Below are 22,005 nucleotides of genomic sequence, written 5' to 3'. Positions count from 1 at the left end.
CTTGACTGTTGGGACTTTCACAATTTAGAATATACTATAGAATAGTGTGAGTCTGACCAGTGACCACACGTCTATCGAATGGTTACAAAAGATAAATGTTAGCAGCATGTGGCGGCGTCCCTATGTGAGAGGGCTCATCGGAATGCTTAGGTGCATGCAACGCTGTAAGTATAGTATACTGGATCCTTGTTAGGAGGCATGTGCCATGAGTAACGAATTAAAACCACTACATTTTGATGCGGATTATACGATGGAGGAAGCGCTCGCGGAGGCGAAACGTTGTCTAAATTGTCCGAAACCATTGTGTAAAATGGGTTGTCCTATTGAGAACGAAATTCCTCGTTTCATTCAAGCCATCGCACGCGGTAACTTTGGTGAGGCCAATGATATTTTGGCGGAACGCACAAACTTACCATCCATCTGTGGTCGCGTATGCCCACGTGAAAATCAATGTGAAGGCAACTGTATCATGAATAAGGCGAAAAAACCGCCTATTAATATCGGTAAATTGGAACGCTTTGCTGCTGACTTTGAAAGCATCAATGAACTTCGCAAACCTAAGAAGATTAAACAAGATCTTGGTAAGGTAGCGGTAGTAGGGTCTGGTCCTGCAGGTTTGTCCGTAGCAGGTGATGTGGCTAAACTCGGTTATGAAGTAACCGTATTTGAAGGTCAATCTGAACCAGGGGGCGTACTCTTATTTGGTATTCCGGAATTCCGCTTGTCTAAAGCCGTTGTACGTCGTGAGATCGCTCGTCTTGAAGGGTTAGGCGTTAAGTTCGTATGCAATACATTTATCGGCCAAGATAAAACTTTGGATGATCTCTTTGCTGAAGGGTATGATTCTATCTTCATCGGTACTGGTACGCATATTCCTCAAGACGTGCGCATGGAAAACGATGAAGTACCTGGTGTATTCCAAGCAATGTACTTGTTGACGAATGTACAATTGGTAGAAAATGGGGAACTTGATGAAAATCAAATTCCTGTTAAAAAAGGTGACCGTGTTATCATCATCGGCGGGGGTAACGTAGCGATGGATGCGGCTCGTACATGCGTACGTTTAGGCTGCGAAGCGGTAACAGTAGCATATCGTCGTAGCCAAGAGCAAATGCCAGCTTTGTTATCTGAATACGAAGAAGCGCGCGCTGAAGGTGTTCAATTCCAATGGTTCGCTTCTCCAGTAGGCGTAGAAGGTAAAGATAAGGTAGAAGGCTTTAAATACGAAGTGATGGCACTTAACGAAGATGGTGCAGGTATCCACGGCACTGGTAACTTCCAAGTAATGCCTGTAGATAAAATCATTATCGCTGCAGGTCATAAACCAAATGCTCGTCTTGTTGGGGAAGGTAATAACCTACAAGTAGACGAAAAAGGTTACATCATTACTGCAGAAGATCCTTATGGCATGACTAACCGTAAAGGCGTATTTGCAGGCGGTGACGTTGTACATAAACCAGCTACTGTAGTATTAGCGATGCGTGAAGCTAAAAAAGCTGTTGATGGCATGGTTAAATACATGGAAATCAAAAAAGCACAAGAAAGCATTACTCAATAATCTTATATAAATACATAGAAAGGACTATACAGTTGAACCGTATAGTCCTTTTGTATTGTTAATAGACTTATTATTTCTCAATGTATGTTAACAATATTGCGTATTTACTATACATCGTATAGTCTTCTTGTAGTATTAATAGAACTAGGTGATTTTATAAATCAAGTATATGCATAATGTATGAATGCTGTATAGAAATGGTAATATATAGATAATACCTGTATTTTTTGATTTATTCACTGTATTTTTAATGATAATAATTTTTATATATACTAAAATTCCACGAAATGATGAAATCCTACGAAACGTAATCTACATAGTAAAAAGCCTTAACTAAACTAATTTAGACATTAGTTTTTGTTAAGGCTTTTGTGTTATTGCATTTCAACTACTACTAGGCACTGACTGAGCCTAGCCGTATAGTAAAGGCATAAGTATGTGTTGAGGGAGAAAGTAGATAGAGGTTGGCATGAATCCTATCGTATGTTGTCAAGACTTACAAGTTCGACAAGAAATTCATAAACTTGGCGTATTGATTTTACTTTGGCGCAGACAATTGGGAATGACCCAGTATCAATTAGCAGATAAATCTGGTCTAGCCCAATCTTATATTAGTGATCTTGAAAGTGGTTCTATCGATCCGAGGTGGTCTACAATTTATCGGGTTGTATACGGACTCGGAGAAATGAGTGTACAAGATTTTTTGAATGGACCTCAAGCTATTAGAAGCCTAAAGATTCATTAATGATGATGACTTCCATGGTTTGCATATTGCGCATCTTTTTATAGTAAATCGTTAATGCATTGCATATACGATCTGGAGAACCACAGTCATAGCATTTTTCTTCTAATCTAGAACATGGATTGAGAGAGCTCTTTTTGTTCTTTTTGCTATTGAGCGGAGCGGCCACATTCCGTGCACGATAGATGGCGGAAGCTAAATCTGGTGTGATTTTGTTGATGCCTAGCACAAAAAATACCTCTTGAGAGCCAAAGAGTGAGGCGGCAACACGATTACCCGTACCATCGATATTGACCATTTCCCCCGTTTGAGCAAGAGCATTTACAGAGGTGAGAAATACATCACGTCCCATGGTGCGCAATGCGGTGTCGCGGAAGCTTTCACCAGGAAGGGGACGTTGAATATCTGTTATATCATCGTTGACCTGGGCTAAGACATCATGAACCTTGAGCTCCAATAAGGTGTGAGAATCACCGATGGCTACACGTTTATTTTGAATACGACCTTTTAAATAGGAAATAGCTTCTGCGCCTGTTTCAAAATAATGAACTACAAATTTATTTCGCTCCAAGGCTTTAATCGTTTTCTCTATGTCTATAGGCGTTTCGTTATTTTCTGGATTTATAACGGCGTTGATTGTTGTCTCAGTATTTGCCATAAGCCCTCCTAAATGGGTGTATAAGGAATATAAATTGGCATTTGGCTATCCGTATTTTGTTTCTATTATTGTAGCGTGTATGTGTAAAGAGTTCAATTATTGGTATGTAGTTCGTAGATAAAACTTATTTGAGGCGTTAGGTTTTAAATTAAAAAATTAGGAATCTAATCCAATCTTATATTTAAAATGATAAAAAGTTGGAATGAAATCCAAGTTGATAATTAAAATTGAGAAAAGTTGGAATGAGTTTCAACTTTCACAAAAAGAGTATAATACTAGGAATGATATGTTAAGAAATAATTTTTACTTTTACCAATAGGTTGAATTTGCTATAATAATAGTATTGATATGGCGTAATGCCAATGTTAAGGAGGCAAAAATCGTGGATTTAATTCAAAATTTGAAAAACCAAGTAAAACCATTAGGTAAAAAAATCGTATTGCCAGAGTACCAAGATGAACGTGTTTTGGTAGCTACTGAAATCATTTTAAAAGAAGGTTTCTGCACACCTGTATTAGTAGGTAATCCTGCTGAAATCGCTGAAGCGGCTAAAGCTGCTGGCGTTTCTATCGAAGGCGCTGAAATCATCGATCCTGCTAACTACGATCGTTACCAAGAAATGGTTGATACATTCGTAGAATTGCGCGCTAAAAAAGGTATGACTCCTGAAAAAGCTGACGCAACTATGAAAGGCGACTGCTTATTCTTCGGCGCTATGCTTGTTCGTCTTGGCGCAGTAGATGGCATGGTTGCTGGTTCTGCTACTCCAACTGCATCTGTATTGCGCGCTGCATTACAAGTTGTAGGTACTAAACCAGGTCTTAAAACTGTATCCTCCACAATGGTTATGTTCACAGATAAAAAAGAATATGGCGATGATGGCATGCTCATCTTCTCCGACTGCGGCGTATTGCCTAACCCAACTAGCGAACAATTAGCTGATATTGCAGAATCCACTGTAGAAAAAGCTCGCAAAGTTGTTGGCATGGCTGATCCTCGCGTATCCATGTTGTCCTTCTCCACTAAAGGTTCCGCTTCCACTCCAGAAGTAGACAAAGTAGTAGAAGCTGTTAACATGTTGAAAGAACGTAATGTGGACTTCAAATTCGACGGCGAATTACAATTGGACGCTTCCATCGTTCCTTCCGTAGCAGAAAAGAAAGCTCCTGGTTCTCATGTAGCTGGTAAAGCTAACATCTTGATTTTCCCTGATCTTCAATCTGCTAATATTGGTTACAAATTGGTTCAACGCTTCGCTGGAGCTGACGCTATTGGTCCATTGATTCAAGGTTTGGCTAAACCTATCCATGACCTTTCTCGCGGTTGCTCCGCTCAAGACGTTGTAGATGTTGCGGCTATCGCTGCTGTTGAAAGCATCTAATTTCCATAATAACTTCATTTGAACGATTCAATGAAATATAAAAAGCTGATTCTTCGGAATCAGCTTTTTTGTTTTATACAGATATTGTTTGATATCTTTTGTAAATATATTGGTGAAAGCATATAGTGTTTGTAAGTTAATTTAGAACATAGAGAGTCAGAAAAATATAGTAGTTGTTTACATTTATATAGAAGGTGTATGATTAAGTTAAGAATATTTAATTAATATATTTAATCAATGTTTGAGTAAATGCACTTGATATGTACAAGTGTAGTTGTGTTTAGAGTCGTGAAAAGGAGAGGGCTATGATTTCTGTATTCGACACAAATCCCATTATTTTTGAAAGTGATGATCGTACCTTAACGATTAGTTACAATGGTGTACTTTGTAAAGATGCAAATGGGCAGGTTGTAACCGACATTAATTTTGAAGATGTAAATGAGCTTCATCTCACAAGATATTTAAATTCAAACTCTAATTATACGATTGTGTTTAGAGACCACAATTGGAAAAATATTGAAGGCCAAGATTTAGATACTGACCGTACAGATTGTAATGGTGGTCATAATATTCGTGAAACCAAAGCAATCATTGCTGCCTTTGCTCGCCATAAATTGACAGCGGACTTCCCTGCAAATTTAGACACGCTTCAATTACCATTGGATTATTCCATTATGGGTAAACGAGAAATTACCATTAAAAATGGCGTTATCTCTAATGGCAAGGTAGATATTCCTATTAAAGATATCCGTCGCGTAGTATGTGCATCTAATGGCACGATTAGCAAGCTTTTAGTATACAAGGAAGAAAAACCTAGCTCTTTCTTTAAAAAAATTTTTGATTCTCCTGATATGAAAATCACATTGAATGCAATCACATTACCTTTGTTGGAGGCTATCGTAACGCGCAATACAGGCCATGGTATTGATTTTACCCGCGGTAACGGTTTTGACCAAAAGGATTCCAACTATATTATTATCCGCTATCTTGACTCTGGTTACTTCCTTGATAAAGATGGTACAGCCCCTACAGAATGGCAGGAAACAGCCTCTGAAACAACGGCGGCCTTTGATTATGATATTCGTTATAAATATAATAGCGATTATTAATATAAGTTAGGAGATAGTATGTCTGTTTATCAATTTTCTCTGCCTACAAAGTCTGGTGAGTTACAATCATTGAAAGATTTTGAAGGCAAGGTTCTTATCATTGTTAATACGGCCAGTAAATGTGGTTTTACACATCAATATGAAGCCTTAGAGGCTTTATATAAGCAATATAAGGAGCAAGGCTTAGAAATTATCGCCGTTCCTTCCAATCAATTTGGAGAAGAAGAACCTGGTTCAAATAGCGAAATTCAATCGTTTTGTAAATTAAATTACGGTGTGACCTTTACGGTTATGGGAAAGGCAGATGTGCGCGATGAAAGTGCATTAGATCTTTTCAAATACATGATTCGAGAACATCCATTCCAAGGCTTCCCAGCTAGTGATAAGACGGAAATGCTTACGGATTATCTTAATGGTATTGACCCTAATTATCTAAATGATGATGAAGTAAAGTGGAATTTTACTAAATTTGTTGTAGATCGTAAAGGTAATGTAGTGGGCCGTTTTGAGCCTGTTGTAAGCCCAGAGGAAATGGAAGCTTTCATTAAAGAATTACTAGTGTAGTTTATATTCCTGAGGTGAGTACAGGCTGCACTTAATCAATTTAAATCAAATATTGAAAAATAATAGACATATAAAAACTGCTTGTACCATAGGTACAAGCAGTTTTTGTGTGTATAGATTTATATAGTATTAGTGTGTAAGTTATTATTCTGCATCCTCAAAGATAAAGCCTGTCATGGATAGGGAGCCTAAATTATAAGTTTGATTAAATACAGTCGGTTTTGCACTTTCACTCGCACCCATAATATAAATTAATGGCAGATAGTGATCTGGTGTAGGTGCTGCATAGCTAGCCTGAGGATGTCGAGTGTAATTAACAATAGCATCTATATCGTTTTCTAAGACTGCCTTAGAAATGTATTGGTCAAACTCAATTGTGGCGGAGGTGCCGGATGGACTGTCCCATTCTATGCGTCTTAGATTATGAACGATATTACCGCTACCCATAATAAGATAGCCTTCATCGCGTAATGACTGAAGTTTTGTTCCTAGTTGATAGGCTTCTTTTGGGCTCAGGTGTTTGTTGATAGATAGTTGGACAACTGGAATTGATGCATCAGGGAACATGTGAACTAACACGGTCCACATGCCGTGATCGATGCCCCAAGTGTCATTTATAGAAACGGAGTTACCCAGTAATTTTTGTACTTCTTTCGTTAAATTGCTGTCACCCTTTGCAGGATATACAACTTCGTAGAGTTCTTGAGGGAATCCATACATATCGTAAATTTGTTTTGGATTCTCTGCACTTTGAATATAGGTGCCATCTGCATACCAATGGGCGGAGATGGCAAGTATGGCTTTTGGTTTGCCATACTTGTTGATTATATTTTGTCCTATACTTGTAAAAGTATTTGTTGTTTCTGTATGTTCTAAGGCCATCATGGGACTGCCATGGCCTACGAATAATGTTGGCATGCGTTTCATAATATCACCTACTGTTTATAAATATAAAAATTAATATTTGTTTAAAGGTATTGATTTAATTATAAGCGAGGGCTATTGGTTGCAGTCAATAGCCCTCGGTGTCTTTATATACGTTGTTTTGTATTGGGAGGATGAGTGTTGCATATAGAGACATGAAAATAGATTGAGATATTAGTTTTGCACTGCCGTAAAACGTTGGCGACCTGCGTTACCATTGGCACCGATTACTAAAATATTCATGATCTAGTTGGCAGATGTCCTTTTGCAACGAGCCAAAAGTTATTGGCTGGCAAATGGTCTTTGTTGATTATGCATGAGTTGTCTGAAGGTCCTGTGCGCTTTCGTGAGTTAGAGCGTCGTCTACATCCCATTACGCAAGCTACATTGACAAGAGCGTTGCGTCAAATGGAGGATGATGGACTTGTACATCGTGAAGTATACGGTACCATTCCACCAAAGGTTGAATATAGCCTTACCGAAGTGGGGGCAGGTTTTAAGACTGTTTTAGTATCCCTTGAAAACTGGGGTAACCAATATATCGACTATATGAAAGCCGCTGGTCGCATCTAAGAAATGCCAGCGGCATTTCTTTTCAGTTTTTGCTACTATTAAATTGTATTAGTCCTTGTTATATCTAAGCGTAGGTACAAAAAATATGGTATAATAAAAAATACGAATGATATAAATTCTCAATAAATGAGAGGTATTGATAATAATGTTACATGTTACTTTTTTAGCGCATAGTGGATTCCTTGTAGAGGATGGTAAGCGTTGCTATGTGTTTGATTATTATAAGGATCCTAATAATATTGTTTGGCAGTTGGCTAAACGAGGTCGTGAACTTTGGTTCTTCGTGAGTCACACTCATGGAGATCACTTTAACCCATCCATTACGGAATTTGATGGTCCTCAAACGCGCTATATTTGCCATCAAGATGTGCCGTTAGAGGGCAAGGTAAAAAAATGTATTACCATGCGCCCTGGCCAAGATGCACTATTAGATGATGTAGGCATCCATATGTATGGCAGCACCGATGAAGGTGGTTCTTTTTACGTAAAGACAAATACGGCGAATATCGACTCTGACTCTATCTTCCATGCAGGCGACCTTAATTGGTGGCATTGGCTTGGTGATACGCCAGAAAACAATGCGGATGCAAAGCGCATGGCTTGGCGTGAGTTTAAGGAATTAGAGGGCTTGTCCGTAGATGTAGCGATGTTCCCTGTAGACAATCGTTTGGAAGACGCTATGGAGTGGGGCAGTATTGAATTTTTGCGCCGTGTACAGGTGAATAAAGCCTTTATTCCAATGCATTTGAATGGTCCATTATGGACACCGTCTGTGTACTTTAAAGCTCTCTTTGGGGAGGTGCCGATTTGGGAACCTCAAAAAGATGGCGATGAGGCTACATTTTAGATTGTAGATATAATTGTGAAAGTCCGTAGACCTCGAGGTCACTACGTTATATAGGGACAGTCTATATGCGTAATTGAGTAAGTTAGGATCAAGTGATGATGAAAACCAAACCAGTGGCAACCACCCTGTTGGTTGTCATGGCTATTATATTTTTAATTTCATATCCGCAGCGACATGATACATTTTGGGCCTTTATCATGCATATCTCTGGGGCAGCTATGATAGGTGGCCTCGCGGACTGGTATGCAGTAACGGCTCTCTTTACGAAGCCTTTAGGCATTCCTTTCAAAACGGCAATCTTGCCGCGCAGTAAGGAACGATTAATTCAAATAGGCCGCACTATGCTCAGCGAAGAGCTATTGCGCGTGCCACAGATGTATTATGCTATCAAAAAAGAACGCGTTATGGTCCGTATCGTTGAATACGGCATGAGCGATGTGGGACAAGTTCAAATTCGAAATCTCTTGTACGGTGTGGGCAATCAAGTTTTATCTCATATGGATATTGAACCGATGCGCCAAGAGATTAATAAGGCTATTTATAAGGGGGTTACAAACTGGAAAGCAACACCCCTTGTTATTCTCTTTGGCCGTTGTATGCTAGAACGTCACACAGCAAGCGTGTTTTGGCTTTATTTTAACCGCACATGTCAGCGTGTTATCGCATCAAATCAGGTATACCCGTATTTGTATCGCGTCATGCTAGACATTATGAAAACTTATACAAAGGATTCTTTCTTTCGCGAATTGGCTATCGCCTTTGGTGGAGATGGACTTTCACCAGAACGATTGGTAGAAACGGTACAGAAAAAAGCCGTTCAGTTCTTGAAGGAAAATGAATCTATCGATTCTGCATTGGGGCGCTATGTATGGGGCCAAGCAATTCGATTCTTCAATAACCTAGAAACCAATACAGAGTGGCAAGCTTTCATCGAAGAACATAAAAATCAGTGGATTAGAATGGTTCTTGAAGAATGGGAAGGCAAACTTATCGATGGGGATACATTGGACTGGAAACGCCTCATGGACATCGTTATCGATCGCTTTAATGTGCTCGGCACCGAAATTTTGTTGAATCCAGATAAGCAGGCGCCGTTTGAACGGTTCTTCTTGTTGCGTAGTATTCCGTGGTTGCAGAAGTTGAACCCGCTCATCGACAGTGTGGTAGGTCAGGAATTATCTCGGTACTCGCCTGATGAAATCACTCAAATTGTTCGGGGCAAAATGTACTATGACCTTCAAATGGTGCGTATTAATGGTTCCCTTATAGGCGCTGTCCTTGGCGGCATCTTATACGGTTTGACCATCATTGTAGAGGGGGTGCTCAAATGATTAGTTATTTGAAATCCCTTACCTTGAAACAGCGTGCTAATGGCATTCTAGGCTTGACTGCCGTATTGTACTGCTTTGCTTTCGTAGGACAATTTTTCTTTGGCTATGAAAGTTGGTATCAACCGTTGTACTGGGCGGTTCAATCTGCCCTCATCGGCAGTGTGGCTGACTGGTTTGCTGTAACGGCTTTATTTCGCAAGCCACTAGGCTTCCCATATCATACAGCGCTAATTCCTCGCAATAAAGATCGCCTCATTAATGGTGTCATTAAACTTGTAGAGACGAAGATGCTTACCAAGGAGCGTTGTAAGGTATTATTGAAAAATGTGCAATTTGTGCCATTGTTTGAAAAGTTCTTGTTGTCTCCTGAGGGGCAGAGAGCAGCGCGCCTTGTGATTCATCAAGGACTACACCTTTTATGGAAATCTCAAACTAATGAAGAATGGGCACAATGGGGGGCAAAACGCATTCGCGGGTTGCTTCAACAACATTCTCTCGTGCCCGTTTTGAAACACGTATTACTCGATTTATGTGAGCATAATCGCTATGAAAGTATGGTTGTACAAGTTTTAAACGTGATTCAAGAACGGATTAATCATCCAGCTATGGTTACCTGGCTTACCGCTGTCGTAGCAGAAGAGGCACATAAGAAAAAGCGAAAAGGCTTCTGGTCTGATTTCCTTATTTCTATGTCCGAAGCTACCGATGTAGTAAACTATCAAGAAATGGCAGAGGCTATTGTCCAAGAGGCCTATGCTATGCTGGAAAGCTGGAAACGACCAAATAGCCCTGAACGAACAGCTTGGTTGCGACAATGGGTAGAACCAATTCGTAATATTGAAGAAAACCATGAAGTCTGCGATGCTCTTAATGAAGCGTGGGAACGTTGGATTCGCGAACAAGATTGGGAATCTGTTATCGAAAACCATTTATGCCCTTATATAGAAGAACTATTGCTCGTAGGGGATGAAAACGGAGAGACTCCGGCTCAGGTTTTAGTTAATATTGCTCTTGAATTATGGAATGTATACGGTCAATCGGACGATCTTAGAAATCGTATTGAAAAAACCTTACACGATATTGGCGACTACGTACTTGAACAAGGGTATGACCTCATTGAAACTATCATACGTCAAGTATTAGGTGGCCTCAGTACAGATAAATTTATTTACTTTATCGAATCTAAGGTGGAGGATGATCTCAGCTGGATTCGTATTAATGGTGCTATCGTTGGTGCTGTAGCGGGTCTGCTTGTATGGACCTTCCTCGAATATGTATATATGCCATTTTGGCAACAATTTGTAGGCTAAAGTTAATTATCTATAATAAGCTGCTTTAAAACTAAATACATAAAAACTAGCATATAGAAGGAGCTTCTATATGCTAGTTTTTATGGTTTAATTAATTCTACATTATGTACTTTTGGGATTAAAATTGATATAGAAACGGGACTGACCAATGGTCAGTCCCGTTTGTGTTATTCTTCCGTTGTATTGTACGGCAATCGCACGGTAAATGTAGTTTTTACTTGTGGTTCACTCGTGGCCGTAACTGTGCCATGGTGTAAGTTAATAACTTTATTTACAAAGTATAGGCCTAAACCTATACCGTGATTAGATTTTTTGTTTCGCGATTGTTCCGTCTGATACATACGATCCCAAATATGATCCAGAGCTTCAGGTTCGATGCCAATACCATTATCTGTTACGGTAATGACTAAGTCTCTGCCTACGAGTTTAGCCGAAATATCAATAGTAGAGTTTGTAAACTTAATGGCATTGTCCACTAGGTTTGTGATAGCTCGACGTAATGATACTTCGTGAGCATTCATATGTAAATTAGGCTCAATATGAGATGTAATCGTAATCTGTTTATCTGTATTTTCTGTACAGAGTCTTGTATAGTCGTGGACCATATTGGATAACATCAATGATACATTGACAGGTGCAAAGCTTAGACCTTCTGCATTTTCAAGGCGGGCTACATCAAGCAGTTGGCTTACGAGGTTAGTCATGAACTTAGCTTGCTCTAAGATATGTGTTAAACCTTCCCGTAGATCTGCTTTTGTACGACCGTATTTTAGAGCAAATTCACTTTCTGCTTTAATAACGGCAATTGGTGTACGTAGCTCGTGAGATACGTCAGAACTAAACTGTCTTTCACGATTGGAAGAATCCTCAAGACCTGAAATCATACGGTTAAATGTTGTAGTTAGTTCGTAGATTTCATCTCTCGCTGTGCGAGCCGGAATGTCGATACGACGGCTCAAGTCGTTGTTCTTACCGATGACTTTAGCTGTTTTCGTCAAGGTTCGGACCGGTTTAAGTCCTTTTTTGATGAAAAGATAACCGCCTAGGGAGGAAATTAGTAAGAAAATGATATTCCCTAACAGTAAGCTGTATAAAAGGTTTTCCGTCTTTTTAGAGGCTGTTTTTACTTTTGTAACAGCACGCAAAATACCACGATAGTTCGGTTCGTTGACCGGAGTATCGTAGTAGTAGAAGGTATCATCACCAGCAGCAATTTCACCAACTTGGCCTAAGGAAAGGATTGTTTGGTTTGGAAACCCATCTGGCAAGGCGCCTTTAATAATATAGCCGTCTTGAGTTGATACAAAGAAGAATGTATTATCTTGGTACGGTTTAAACTTGCGGATATCCGTAGCCATAATCATCGCTTGTTGTTGTAAGCGTTCGCGCACTTCTTTGTTATCGGATTCATGTGTATATGCGTAAATCCATGCGGATGCAACCATCAAAATGATAAGCAAAAAGATGGTATACCAAGACATAATTTTAAAGGTTAGGGGCAGCCGATTAAATAAATCGGTGGCTGCCCCAGACATGGTATCTAGATCTCGGTGAGGATCATTAGTTTTCTGTTTTGAGGACATACCCTACTCCACGAACCGTTTGAATGAGTTTTACATTCTCATCAGTATCAATTTTCTTGCGCAAATCTTTAATGTATACGTCGATAAGGTTAGAGTAGCTTTCATAATCGTATTCCCAAACATGGTCAAGGATTTGTTGACGAGATAATACGATATTTTCGTTACTTGCTAAATAGAATAATAGGTCGAATTCTTTTGCAGTCAATGTAATTGTTTCGCCGTCGCGTTTAACAGTACGTTGAGGAACATTGATGGTAAGTGGACCTACATGGATATCGTTTTGTGCATGACGCGCATTACGACGAGCTAATGCATAAATACGAGCGGTTAACTCTTCAAGATCGAAAGGCTTTACAAGATAATCATCTGCACCAGTGTTAAGGCCTGTAACTTTATCTTGTAAGGAATCCTTTGCTGTTAAAAGCAATACAGGTGTTGTATTACCGTCGTTACGCATTTGTGCAAGAGCACTGATACCATCGAGGATTGGCATCATAATATCCATTACGATAACGTCATAGCTAGATGTGTTAACGTAATCGATCGCTTGTTGCCCGTTAAAGCATGTATCAACTGTCATATTTTCTGCGCGTAAATATTTAGCCGTGATACCATTCAGCATTTCTTCGTCTTCTACAAGTAAAATTTTCATTCTCTGTTCTCCTTATGTATGATTTAAAAATATAGCTCTCCAACTACATTAATTATAGTCATTATATATATATATAAACTTCCTTTTTTTGAAAGCCACAACACCATATAAGGTGACTATATATATAATATTATATAACTTATTTATCTATTATCATACCTTATACAATAGTAATGAGCAAAAGATGAATGTACATGCGAGTTTACAAGACGTTTCTTCATTTTTGAAAGCCTTAAAAATGGTGAAAGACTGAAACTTAATGAATTCTGCTAATGAATAAAATCTAACTATATCGAAGATTGCCGTATGCGCATAGATGAGGGTGATTTTATCGATTTTAGATGATGTGCGATAAATCACTAAAAAAACTTATGATAATTATTATCACAGAAATAAATGCTTGTTATGAACGGAGAAATACGATAATTTTCGATGATTAAATTCGAGGTAAATTTAGTAGGAATTTAATGGATATTAATTATTAGGAATGGTTAGCAATAATTAAAAAGCTAGTGTTTATGCGAATTCTATAGATACCAAAGGAAATAAAAATATAGAAAAATTTCGGAACCGAACTACTTTCGTAAAATCCTTAACTTCTTGTAAAAATTATTCATATAGGTAATTTTTTGACTCCTCTTTTTACCTTAAAAATGCTAAGTGAAATAAATTATCAATTAGATTAATCAAAATTAATTATGCATAATAGGGTTTAGACATGACCTGAAATGCTCTCTATAATTATAGGTAAAGAAATAAGAAAAATCGCATAAGTATGGGGTTTTTCTTGAAAGAAAAATGATTAGGTTATCAAAAATTTTTATAAGTTTTTGAAATGAGATAGTCTAACAGGTTTCTTATTAATAGGTAGTTATGAGGAGGTCATTATGGAACAGTTTGATGTTCTAGTAGTAGGTAGCGGTGGCGCCGGCATGCGTGCGGCTCTTGAAGTAGGTCGTCGCAAAGGCTTAAAAGTAGCTCTTATTACTAAAATTTTCCCAACTCGCTCTGCAACAGCAATGGCGCAAGGCGGTGTAAATGCATGTTTGAACAACGTTGCAGCTGAAGATACAGTTGAAACTCATACTTTCGATACTGTAAAAGGTTCTGACTATCTTGGCGACCAAGATGCAATCGAATTCTTCTGCTCTCGTTGTCCAGAAGGCGTACTTGAAATGGACCACATGGGTGCTCCATTCTCCCGTACTGAAGAGAATAAAATTGCGCAACGTAACTTCGGTGGTCAATCCTATCCACGTACTTGCTACTCTGCGGATAAAACTGGTCACGTTATTTTGCACACAACTTACGAACAATGCTTGAAAGAAGGCGTACACTTCTTACAAGAATGGTATCTTTTAGATCTTGTTAAATCTGCAGAAGGTCACGTTGGTGGCGCTGTTGTGTGGAACATGAAAGAAGGTCGCGTAGAACAAATTAAAGCGAAAGCTATTATCTTGTCTACTGGTGGTGCAGGCCGTATCTTCTGGACTCGTACTACAAACCCATTCCTTTCCACAGGCGATGGTATGGCAGCAGCATTCCGCGCTGGTAACGGCTTGAAAGATATGGAAATGATCCAATTCCATCCAACTGGTCTTGGTCGTACTGGTATCTTGATGTCCGAAGCGGTTCGTGGTGAAGGTGGTTACCTTCTTAACGCTGAAGGCGAACGTTTCATGAAAAAATATGCGCCTAACAAAATGGAATTGGCATCTCGTGACGTTGTAGCGAAAGCGATCGAAGATGAAATCGCTGCAGGTCGTGGTTTCGGTTCTGGCCTTAACGCATATGTAGTAGCTGACCTTCGTCACTTGGGCCCTGAAGTTATTATCGAAAAACTTCATGGTATCCGCGACTTAGCTATGTGCTTCGAACATTGCGATCCATTGACTCAACCGGTACCTATTCGTCCTACATGTCACTATACAATGGGCGGTATCGACGTAGTGGATTACAAAACTTGTGCATGTGAATTGCCTGGTTTGTTCGCTTCTGGCGAAGCATCTTGTATCTCCATCCACGGTGCGAACCGCTTGGGTGGTAACTCCTTGGCAGACGGTGTAGTATTCGGTAAGGTATCCGGTGCTGGCGCAGCTGATTATGCTGAAACACATGAACAACCTAACGTAGATGCGGAACTTGCTGCAGCTGCAAAAGCTTGGGAAGCTCGTTTCACAGAAGTAACATCCCGTGAAGGCGGTCGTCCGGTTGTAGAAATCCGCGATGCATTGGCTGATGCAATGTGGAATAAAGTAGGTATCTTCCGTAATGAAGAAGGTATTACTGAAGCCTTAAAAGAAATCGAACAATTGATTGAAGATTATAAAACTTGCTATGTAGGTGACCCTGAACGTACTTACAATATGGCATTCGTAAACTATTGTGAAATCGGCTCCATGTTAACAGTAGCAAAAGCTATTGCTATGGGCGCTTTACACCGCCGTGAATCTCGTGGTGCTCATATTCGTGAAGACCATCCTAAACGTAATGATGAAAAATACTTAAAACATTCTTTGATCAAATTAGGTGCTGACGGTCAATACGAATTAACAGAACGCGACGTAGTGTTCACTAAATACGAACCACAAGAAAGGAAGTACTAAGATGAGACAAATCACCTACCATATTCACCGTTACCAACAAGGTCGCGCGTTTGTACAGACTTTCAAATTTGATTACGAACCTGACCGTACAATCCTCTGGGGCCTTCAAAAAATTAAAGATACACAGGATCCAACATTGACATTCTTGGCAGCTTGCCGTTCCGCAGTTTGCGGCGCTTGCTCCATTCGTGTAAACGGCGAAGCGATGCTCGGCTGTGAATCTAAAATCGATGAATTAACAGAACGTTATGGCACAGACGAATTGACAATCGCTCCAATCGGCAACTTCCGTGTTATCCGTGACTTAGTTGTTGACTGGGAATCCAAAGTTGATCGCTTGAAAACAGTTGCTCCTTGGATTTTCCTTAAAGCTGAATTCAACGAAGGCGACAAAATCGTTCGTCAAACTCCGGCAGACTTCAAAAAATTCGTTGCCGGTACAGAATGTATTCTTTGCGGTTGCTGCGCATCCGAATGTAACAAATTGACTGCTCGTGAAGATGATTTCTTGGAACCATATGTATTCACTAAAGCTAACCGTTTCGTATTGGATAGCCGTGATGATGCACCTATGGCTCACATTCAACCTGCATTCGACAACGGTCTTTGGAAATGCGTTCACTGTATGAACTGTATTTCCCGTTGCCCTAAACACTTAAAACCTGCTCAAGATATTTCCAACTTGCGTAAAGAAGCTACAAAAGCTGGTCTTACTAACAGCAAAGGCGTTCGCCATGCAGTTGCTTTCAAAGACGATCTCTACAAAACTGGTCGCTTGAAAGAAGTTTCTATGAGCTTGAAATCTGATGGTGTTGTAGATTCCGCTAAACAAGCATTCTATGCTTTACGTTTGTGGAAACACAGCAAAATCAATCCATTCGAACTTGTAGTACCTCAAAAACCTGTAAATGGTATTGATGGTGTTCGCAGACTTATGAAAGCAGCTGAGGAGGTAAGCAAATAATGAAATACGCATTTTTCCCAGGTTGCGTTCTTGAAAGCGCTGCCAAAGAAGACTACTTAGCAACAGTTGCTGTAGCTAAAAAATTAGGCATCGAGTTGGAAGAACTTGACGGCTGGACTTGCTGTGGCGCGTCCCACGTTCAAGACATCGCTCCAGAAATCACACTTGCTACAAATGCTCGTAACATTGCATTGGCAGAAGAAAAAGGATTGAACCTTTTAACTGTATGTAACACTTGTACTTTGATGCTTCGTGAAGCTAAAAATGAGCTTGATGCAAACGAAAAAGAAAAGAACGAAGTTAACAAAAAATTAGCTCAAATCGGTAAACAATACCGTGGTACAACTGATATTACTCATTTCTTATGGGTATTGATCCGCGACTACGGTTTGGACAAATTGAAAGCTAAAGTTGTTAAACCTTTAACTGGTTTACGTGTAGCTGAATACTATGGTTGCCATATTCTTCGCCCTCAAACTGAATTGGGCTTCGAAGATTATCAAATGCCTACATCCTTAGCAGATTTGATTTCCGCTATCGGTGCTACACCAATCGACTTCTCTCGTAAACTTGATTGCTGTGGTTTCCATGCTGTATACCCTGCACATGATTCCGTAATGCAAATGACTGGCTCCATTAATAAAGATGCAGCTACAGAAGGCGCAGATTGCGTAGTTACTCCTTGCCCACTTTGCCAAATGCAACTTGATATGTTCCAAAAAGAAGCTAAAGAAGTTGTAGGCGGCGGCAAAGATATGCCAATCTTGCACATGTCCCAATTAGTAGGTCTTGCTCTTGGCATTTCCCCTGCTGAAATGGGCATGCCTAAACGTCACTTAACTGACACTGCAGCAGTGACAAAATTTGTAGGTTAATTCGTTTGATTTAGACATGATCAGAGTTGATCTATATAATAGTCTGAATCTAAACCTATTATCATAATTACCAGAAGAACCCCCTAGCTTAGGCTAGGGGATTTTTCTTTTTTATAAATAGAGCTCCAGTAATGTTAATGGTAATAGTAATAGTAATAGATTTGGATTTAAGTGTACTGAAATATTAATCGTGAAATATATATAAACCGATAAATGTAAAATAAATACAGTAAAATACTAACTTTATAAATAAATTTGATTTTGATATCGATTGATAATTGTAGTATAATAAGTACACAAATTGTATACACTTATATGAGTAATAGCTAATATGTTGTAATTTATAAATTATTATAATGCTATATATACTAGACTATACAATATAAATTTGGGAGATATTATATTGGAAATGCTAGTTATTATGCTTTGAGAGGGCGATTAGCATTATAGAGTGTATATACGGGGGAAAATAATGAATGATATGCTATTAGAATATATCGATCGAATGATTGATCAAGAGACAGAACATCGTGTTTTTTCTGTGGATTTTAACAACAAACAGTACTTTGTAAAACAGGATATAAGTAACCATCGCTCTAGTTGGATTAAGCCCGCACCTAGAGCTTCTTTTGATTATGAGTTTTACAAGATTTCTTTTGTGAATACGCAATTACCAGTAGCTCCTGTTATTGCTGGTTTTAGAGAACATTATTTTGTTACAGAAGATTGTGGCAAAACGTTAACATATTATAGCCAATTGCCTGCTCAACATCCAGAGGATGATAGTTTGCAAGATATGTTAAGTCATATTTTTTATATGTTTGGCAAGACATTGGGTCGCTTGCATGATTATGGTTTAAGTCATGGTCGTCCTGCCATGCGCGACATTACTTATGAGCCAGAAGAAGATAAGATTACTCTGCTAGATTGGGAGAATAGCCGTCGTTGGCCTGAGTTTACACCGCAAGGCTGGGATTTACTCATCTTTGTTCACAGTTTTTTCCGAGAGGATAATTTACCTATATGTTATCTATATGCTATGATGAATGGCTATAGCTCAGCTTGTACAGCCCGTGAGACAGTTCTACATATAAAAGACATTCTGGGTAAACATGAATATCTTTTTAAATTCTGTCGTATGTTAAATCCTCTACATTTTGTGGACACTGAAGCCGCTGTTAAAGCATATGACTTTATGTTGGCTTTGAAAACCGAATAATATGTATATGGATAGTACTCATAGTAAGAGCACTTTATAGACCTTTACCGGTGTTATCTAGATTGATAAGCTTCTAGATAACATTAGGTAGAGGTCTTTTTCTATTTCAATTCATAGTATTACAGTCAGAGTTCAGCTACTTTCACCATAAGTACCTTAAATAACGGCAAGAGGGTTGTCGAATGAGGGCCTCAGGAATATAAGAGGGTGAAAGGAGGTGATACGATGGCTAATATTAAACGCACTAAATTGGTGTTGCGTTTTAACATCGGTACCGAAGATGCGCCGAAGTACAAAGACGTAACCTATACTCGTGTTGCGGAAGAAGCGTCTGACGATAATGTGAAAATCGTTGGTAATGCGCTGGCAGCCTTGTATGACCACAGCTTGTCCGACGTGGTCCGCGTCAATGAAGTATCCTTAGGGCATTAAGTGTAGGTTTTCTACCATTTTGTTTTAGGTGTTCCAAACACATTTTTAATTGCTGGTTTCGTACATTCTTATATAGTCGTAAAAAGGTGTAGAAATAGCAAGTCCACACATTCCCATCCTTATTGATATGAATCGAAGATAGGCATATTTGTAAATTAACTTGTTTATATAGTCTATTTAGATTCGATGAACTTGTTTATGAAACGTGAAAGGAGGCGCCCACATGGCGGAAAAACGCGTTGTATATCTTACATTTTCTACGGTCGGTGGTAAAAGCACATCAGTCACAATTAGTGCTCCTCGTGCTGGAATTACTTTACAAGATGCTAAAACAGCGGCTAATGCGTTAGTGGCTAACAAAGTCATTCTTGGTGCTGGTGATGCAGAATTAGCAGCATTTACTACGGCTCGTGAAGTAAAGACACAAACTACTGAATTGCAATAGTACTGATTATGTACGATGTGATTTGAAGAGTATAAATCTAATAGAATAGAAGTATAAAAACGATCTTGATAACATCAAGGTCGTTTTTATTTTGTGCTCTAATTGAGATGAAAATTCAAAAATATTTCAGATTAATATCTTATAATTTTTATAATATCTTTTAATATATAAGGTTTTTATATAGTGTTGGAAAATCAATTATGATGTGATAGACTTATTAAGTGATTTTGGTTATCAGTTTAAAACAATTTGGTTTAGTTGAAAAGAGTTTGTTAGGAGCAAAAATAAGTTTATAGAATTAAGCTGTTAATAAAGGAGGTTTACGATGAAAGAGGCTTGGGAATTATTTTTACATGGTGGATTTGTTATGTGGCCGTTACTAGTGGCCCTTATCATTGCCGTAGCTATAGCGATTGAACGTATAGCTTATTATCGACAATTGAAGCGGGAAATGTTTGCTCTGAATGATGCATTAGAAGAGAGCGAAATAAACTGGCAATCCTTATTAACTAGCTTAGAATCTAAATATACAGCTAATATTTCATATAATCTGCCTCGCGTGCTTGAACAGTGTCAGGATCGCAATGTATTGCAATCCAAAATGGAGGATATGGTGGCCCATGTTTATACGCACGCTTCCCGTGGACTTGATTGGCTCTCTACCATTGTTACGATAGCACCATTATTAGGCTTGCTTGGTACTGTAACGGGTATGATTGGTGCCTTTCAGGTGTTCGGTGCTGACGGTGCGGTACCTACTGCTATTACCGGTGGTGTGGGGGAAGCCCTTGTCGCAACTGCTTCTGGTCTTTGCGTGGCTATTGTGGCATTATGTTTTCATGCCGGGTTTACTCATCATGTACGTATGACAATATCTCGTTTAGAAGATTCATTTTCTCGTGTCTTAGATTCTTATGATCGGGGGCATGCTGCATGAAACGAATGAGCCGTATGGAGGGAGAAAAGCCTACTTTGATGATTATCCCTATGATTGATATCATCTTTTTCTTGCTCGTATTTTTTATGATTAGCACCATATATACGATTCCACAACAATCCTTATCTATTATGCTACCAAAAACAAAAACACAACAGTCCGCAGAGTTGCGCCCGGTTTTAATTGATTTTGAAAAAAATGGGCAGCTGATGATTGATGATGGATATGTGACGAAAGAACAGCTTATTAGCTCTGTGAAAGCCAAAATTGGAGAGAATAAAAATCAAAATTTCCTTATTCGTGCCGATAAGGATTTGAGTTATGGCAAGGTCGTGGAATTAATGGATGATATGAAAGTAGCCGGCGCTGCAAGTATTAGTATTGCCACTGTTAATAAATAGGTGATGCTATGGCGAAACAATATGTAGATGTGTGGAAATATCCACATATGACCTATAAAAAAGCCTTTGTTATTGCTACCATTATAAGTATTATTACGGTGGGTGTTGCTTTTATTTCTTTTTCTGATTATATCGAATCTCAAATGACCGGATCTTTGCAAATTAATTTTCTAACGGAACAGGAAGCGGAGAAACAAGTAGAAGAAATTAAAGAGCAGATTAAAGAAGAGAAGGTTCATGAGCTTCAATACCAAAAAGAATTGGAAAATAATAAAGTTCAACCTGATAACGGTGGAGCCGGTCACGGAGGACAAAATGGGAACTCTGCTGTTCCTACAAAAAGTGATGTAAGTCCGTCTAGTCAACAAGCGAGTGCTGGTGAAACAGGTACTATTAAACAATCTTCTGTCGGTAGCAATACGGGGAGTGGACTTGTCGGGCCTGAAGGTCCTGGAATTGGATATGCATCGACAGGAAGCGGAGAAGGGCTCAGTGATCGTGAAGGCACCGGGGGTACCGAAGTAGATGTCGGTGGTGGCGGTACATTTAGTTATGATGGATATTGGAGTAATTTACAAAGTGCAATTAATAGTAATTACCCTACAGATGCATATACTATGGGAATTCAAGGTGATGTAACACTAAGAATTTATTTTGCCCCAGGTGGCAGTGTTGCCAGTGTGGAAGTTCTTAATTCTGATGATCCTATGTTATCAGAGCATGCTATGGAATATGCTCGCAGTATTGGTGGCGCTGAAAATTCTACAGGTACACAACAATATGCAGATATTACAATTCACTATAATTTATAAGTATAATGAAAAACTAGTGTCTTTATGGATACTAGTTTTTTTATATGTATATATATTACTTTGATAACATAAAATAATATTG

General features: G+C 38.9%; 22 protein-coding genes. 18 read left to right on the top strand and 4 right to left on the bottom strand.

Going from position 1 to position 22,005, the window contains the following annotated elements:
* Positions 1-205: 205 nt before the first annotated feature.
* Both E7B10_RS03605 and E7B10_RS03600 read left to right on the top strand, forming a co-directional pair.
* Positions 206-1,558: an NAD(P)-dependent oxidoreductase gene (locus E7B10_RS03605; protein ID WP_004698121.1), complete on the top strand. Its 1,353-nt coding sequence runs from the start codon at positions 206-208 to the stop codon at positions 1,556-1,558.
* Between the two features lie 469 nt (positions 1,559-2,027).
* The gene (locus E7B10_RS03600) at positions 2,028-2,303 is read left to right on the top strand and encodes a helix-turn-helix domain-containing protein (RefSeq protein WP_004698196.1); all 276 of its coding nucleotides are present in this window, start codon (positions 2,028-2,030) and stop codon (positions 2,301-2,303) included.
* Here E7B10_RS03600 and E7B10_RS03595 read toward each other — a convergent pair.
* Positions 2,281-2,958, bottom strand: a complete 678-nt coding sequence (locus tag E7B10_RS03595; RefSeq protein WP_004698255.1) for a lactate utilization protein — start codon at positions 2,956-2,958, stop codon at positions 2,281-2,283. The genes E7B10_RS03600 and E7B10_RS03595 overlap by 23 nt on opposite strands.
* 382 nt (positions 2,959-3,340) lie before the next feature.
* Between E7B10_RS03595 and pta the strand changes: the two genes are divergently transcribed.
* From pta to E7B10_RS03580, 3 genes are all read left to right on the top strand, one after another.
* The gene (gene pta / locus E7B10_RS03590; RefSeq protein WP_004698157.1) at positions 3,341-4,339 is read left to right on the top strand and encodes a phosphate acetyltransferase; all 999 of its coding nucleotides are present in this window, start codon (positions 3,341-3,343) and stop codon (positions 4,337-4,339) included.
* A 305-nt stretch (positions 4,340-4,644) separates the two neighbouring features.
* Entirely contained in the window at positions 4,645-5,448 is an 804-nt protein-coding gene (locus E7B10_RS03585; protein ID WP_004698146.1) for a hypothetical protein, read from the top strand.
* A gap of 18 nt (positions 5,449-5,466) precedes the next feature.
* Positions 5,467-6,012 (top strand): glutathione peroxidase, encoded by a 546-nt coding sequence (locus E7B10_RS03580; RefSeq protein ID WP_004698203.1) that lies wholly within the window; start codon positions 5,467-5,469, stop codon positions 6,010-6,012.
* A gap of 144 nt (positions 6,013-6,156) precedes the next feature.
* Here the strand turns inward: E7B10_RS03580 and ygiD are convergent, their stop codons facing one another.
* Positions 6,157-6,939, bottom strand: coding sequence for a 4,5-DOPA dioxygenase extradiol (gene ygiD, locus E7B10_RS03575; RefSeq protein ID WP_004698227.1), 783 nt, complete (start codon positions 6,937-6,939; stop codon positions 6,157-6,159).
* Between the two features lie 282 nt (positions 6,940-7,221).
* Between ygiD and E7B10_RS03570 the strand changes: the two genes are divergently transcribed.
* The 4 genes from E7B10_RS03570 (at position 7,222) to E7B10_RS03555 (ending at position 10,997) form a co-directional block, all read left to right on the top strand.
* On the top strand, positions 7,222-7,509 hold the full coding sequence (locus tag E7B10_RS03570; protein WP_004698176.1) for a helix-turn-helix domain-containing protein: 288 nt from the start codon (positions 7,222-7,224) through the stop codon (positions 7,507-7,509).
* Between the two features lie 145 nt (positions 7,510-7,654).
* A complete protein-coding gene (locus tag E7B10_RS03565) occupies positions 7,655-8,356 on the top strand; it encodes an MBL fold metallo-hydrolase (protein ID WP_060918950.1) in 702 nt (233 codons plus the stop codon).
* 95 nt (positions 8,357-8,451) lie between these two features.
* The gene (locus tag E7B10_RS03560; protein ID WP_012864917.1) at positions 8,452-9,687 is read left to right on the top strand and encodes a DUF445 family protein; all 1,236 of its coding nucleotides are present in this window, start codon (positions 8,452-8,454) and stop codon (positions 9,685-9,687) included.
* Entirely contained in the window at positions 9,684-10,997 is a 1,314-nt protein-coding gene (locus tag E7B10_RS03555) for a DUF445 domain-containing protein (RefSeq protein WP_004694647.1), read from the top strand. Before E7B10_RS03560 ends, E7B10_RS03555 begins: the two co-directional genes overlap by 4 nt.
* A 167-nt stretch (positions 10,998-11,164) precedes the next feature.
* On the opposite strand, the gene E7B10_RS03550 is transcribed toward E7B10_RS03555, so the two are convergent.
* Both E7B10_RS03550 and E7B10_RS03545 read right to left on the bottom strand, forming a co-directional pair.
* The gene (locus E7B10_RS03550) at positions 11,165-12,580 is read right to left on the bottom strand and encodes a HAMP domain-containing sensor histidine kinase (RefSeq protein WP_316055495.1); all 1,416 of its coding nucleotides are present in this window, start codon (positions 12,578-12,580) and stop codon (positions 11,165-11,167) included.
* The gene (locus tag E7B10_RS03545; protein ID WP_004698139.1) at positions 12,558-13,232 is read right to left on the bottom strand and encodes a response regulator transcription factor; all 675 of its coding nucleotides are present in this window, start codon (positions 13,230-13,232) and stop codon (positions 12,558-12,560) included. Before E7B10_RS03545 ends, E7B10_RS03550 begins: the two co-directional genes overlap by 23 nt.
* Positions 13,233-14,119: 887 nt before the next feature.
* Here E7B10_RS03545 and E7B10_RS03540 point away from each other — a divergent pair.
* The 9 genes from E7B10_RS03540 to E7B10_RS03500 all read left to right on the top strand — a co-directional run bounded on the left by E7B10_RS03540 (position 14,120) and on the right by E7B10_RS03500 (position 21,923).
* Entirely contained in the window at positions 14,120-15,838 is a 1,719-nt protein-coding gene (locus E7B10_RS03540; protein WP_004694652.1) for an FAD-binding protein, read from the top strand.
* 1 nt (position 15,839) lies between these two features.
* Positions 15,840-16,802, top strand: coding sequence for a succinate dehydrogenase/fumarate reductase iron-sulfur subunit (locus E7B10_RS03535; RefSeq protein ID WP_004694655.1), 963 nt, complete (start codon positions 15,840-15,842; stop codon positions 16,800-16,802).
* Complete coding sequence (locus E7B10_RS03530; protein ID WP_004694656.1) at positions 16,802-17,677, top strand: CoB--CoM heterodisulfide reductase iron-sulfur subunit B family protein; 876 nt, start codon at positions 16,802-16,804, stop codon at positions 17,675-17,677. The genes E7B10_RS03535 and E7B10_RS03530 overlap by 1 nt, the downstream gene beginning before the upstream one ends.
* Before the next feature lie 472 nt (positions 17,678-18,149).
* On the top strand, positions 18,150-18,896 hold the full coding sequence (locus E7B10_RS03525) for a hypothetical protein (RefSeq protein ID WP_004694659.1): 747 nt from the start codon (positions 18,150-18,152) through the stop codon (positions 18,894-18,896).
* 225 nt (positions 18,897-19,121) lie between these two features.
* Positions 19,122-19,328, top strand: a complete 207-nt coding sequence (locus E7B10_RS03520) for a DUF1659 domain-containing protein (RefSeq protein WP_004694660.1) — start codon at positions 19,122-19,124, stop codon at positions 19,326-19,328.
* A gap of 223 nt (positions 19,329-19,551) precedes the next feature.
* On the top strand, positions 19,552-19,773 hold the full coding sequence (locus tag E7B10_RS03515) for a DUF2922 domain-containing protein (RefSeq protein ID WP_004694662.1): 222 nt from the start codon (positions 19,552-19,554) through the stop codon (positions 19,771-19,773).
* Positions 19,774-20,098: 325 nt separating this feature from the next.
* Complete coding sequence (locus E7B10_RS03510) at positions 20,099-20,710, top strand: MotA/TolQ/ExbB proton channel family protein (RefSeq protein WP_004694665.1); 612 nt, start codon at positions 20,099-20,101, stop codon at positions 20,708-20,710.
* On the top strand, positions 20,707-21,111 hold the full coding sequence (locus E7B10_RS03505) for a biopolymer transporter ExbD (protein ID WP_004694668.1): 405 nt from the start codon (positions 20,707-20,709) through the stop codon (positions 21,109-21,111). The genes E7B10_RS03510 and E7B10_RS03505 overlap by 4 nt, the downstream gene beginning before the upstream one ends.
* 8 nt (positions 21,112-21,119) lie before the next feature.
* A complete protein-coding gene (locus E7B10_RS03500) occupies positions 21,120-21,923 on the top strand; it encodes a TonB family protein (RefSeq protein WP_287510670.1) in 804 nt (267 codons plus the stop codon).
* Positions 21,924-22,005 lie beyond the last annotated feature (82 nt).

Origin of the sequence: Veillonella sp. (genome assembly GCF_032470285.1) — a bacterium.
In the GTDB taxonomy this organism is placed as follows: Bacteria; Bacillota; Negativicutes; order Veillonellales; family Veillonellaceae; genus Veillonella.
Note: the sequence above shows the minus strand (reverse complement) of the source record. Positions and strands in the feature narration are given on the sequence as shown.

Excerpts from the sequence above, each read along its gene's own strand:
- E7B10_RS03605 (WP_004698121.1), top strand. The coding sequence starts at position 206 with ATGAGTAACGAATTAAAACCACTACATTTTGATGCGGATTATACGATG.
- E7B10_RS03600 (WP_004698196.1), top strand. The coding sequence starts at position 2,028 with ATGAATCCTATCGTATGTTGTCAAGACTTACAAGTTCGACAAGAAATT.
- E7B10_RS03595 (WP_004698255.1), bottom strand. The coding sequence starts at position 2,958 with ATGGCAAATACTGAGACAACAATCAACGCCGTTATAAATCCAGAAAAT.
- E7B10_RS03585 (WP_004698146.1), top strand. The coding sequence starts at position 4,645 with ATGATTTCTGTATTCGACACAAATCCCATTATTTTTGAAAGTGATGAT.
- E7B10_RS03580 (WP_004698203.1), top strand. The coding sequence starts at position 5,467 with ATGTCTGTTTATCAATTTTCTCTGCCTACAAAGTCTGGTGAGTTACAA.
- ygiD (WP_004698227.1), bottom strand. The coding sequence starts at position 6,939 with ATGAAACGCATGCCAACATTATTCGTAGGCCATGGCAGTCCCATGATG.
- E7B10_RS03565 (WP_060918950.1), top strand. The coding sequence starts at position 7,655 with ATGTTACATGTTACTTTTTTAGCGCATAGTGGATTCCTTGTAGAGGAT.
- E7B10_RS03560 (WP_012864917.1), top strand. The coding sequence starts at position 8,452 with ATGATGAAAACCAAACCAGTGGCAACCACCCTGTTGGTTGTCATGGCT.
- E7B10_RS03555 (WP_004694647.1), top strand. The coding sequence starts at position 9,684 with ATGATTAGTTATTTGAAATCCCTTACCTTGAAACAGCGTGCTAATGGC.
- E7B10_RS03550 (WP_316055495.1), bottom strand. The coding sequence starts at position 12,580 with ATGTCCTCAAAACAGAAAACTAATGATCCTCACCGAGATCTAGATACC.
- E7B10_RS03545 (WP_004698139.1), bottom strand. The coding sequence starts at position 13,232 with ATGAAAATTTTACTTGTAGAAGACGAAGAAATGCTGAATGGTATCACG.
- E7B10_RS03540 (WP_004694652.1), top strand. The coding sequence starts at position 14,120 with ATGGAACAGTTTGATGTTCTAGTAGTAGGTAGCGGTGGCGCCGGCATG.
- E7B10_RS03535 (WP_004694655.1), top strand. The coding sequence starts at position 15,840 with ATGAGACAAATCACCTACCATATTCACCGTTACCAACAAGGTCGCGCG.
- E7B10_RS03530 (WP_004694656.1), top strand. The coding sequence starts at position 16,802 with ATGAAATACGCATTTTTCCCAGGTTGCGTTCTTGAAAGCGCTGCCAAA.
- E7B10_RS03525 (WP_004694659.1), top strand. The coding sequence starts at position 18,150 with ATGAATGATATGCTATTAGAATATATCGATCGAATGATTGATCAAGAG.
- E7B10_RS03520 (WP_004694660.1), top strand. The coding sequence starts at position 19,122 with ATGGCTAATATTAAACGCACTAAATTGGTGTTGCGTTTTAACATCGGT.
- E7B10_RS03515 (WP_004694662.1), top strand. The coding sequence starts at position 19,552 with ATGGCGGAAAAACGCGTTGTATATCTTACATTTTCTACGGTCGGTGGT.
- E7B10_RS03510 (WP_004694665.1), top strand. The coding sequence starts at position 20,099 with ATGAAAGAGGCTTGGGAATTATTTTTACATGGTGGATTTGTTATGTGG.
- E7B10_RS03505 (WP_004694668.1), top strand. The coding sequence starts at position 20,707 with ATGAAACGAATGAGCCGTATGGAGGGAGAAAAGCCTACTTTGATGATT.
- E7B10_RS03500 (WP_287510670.1), top strand. The coding sequence starts at position 21,120 with ATGGCGAAACAATATGTAGATGTGTGGAAATATCCACATATGACCTAT.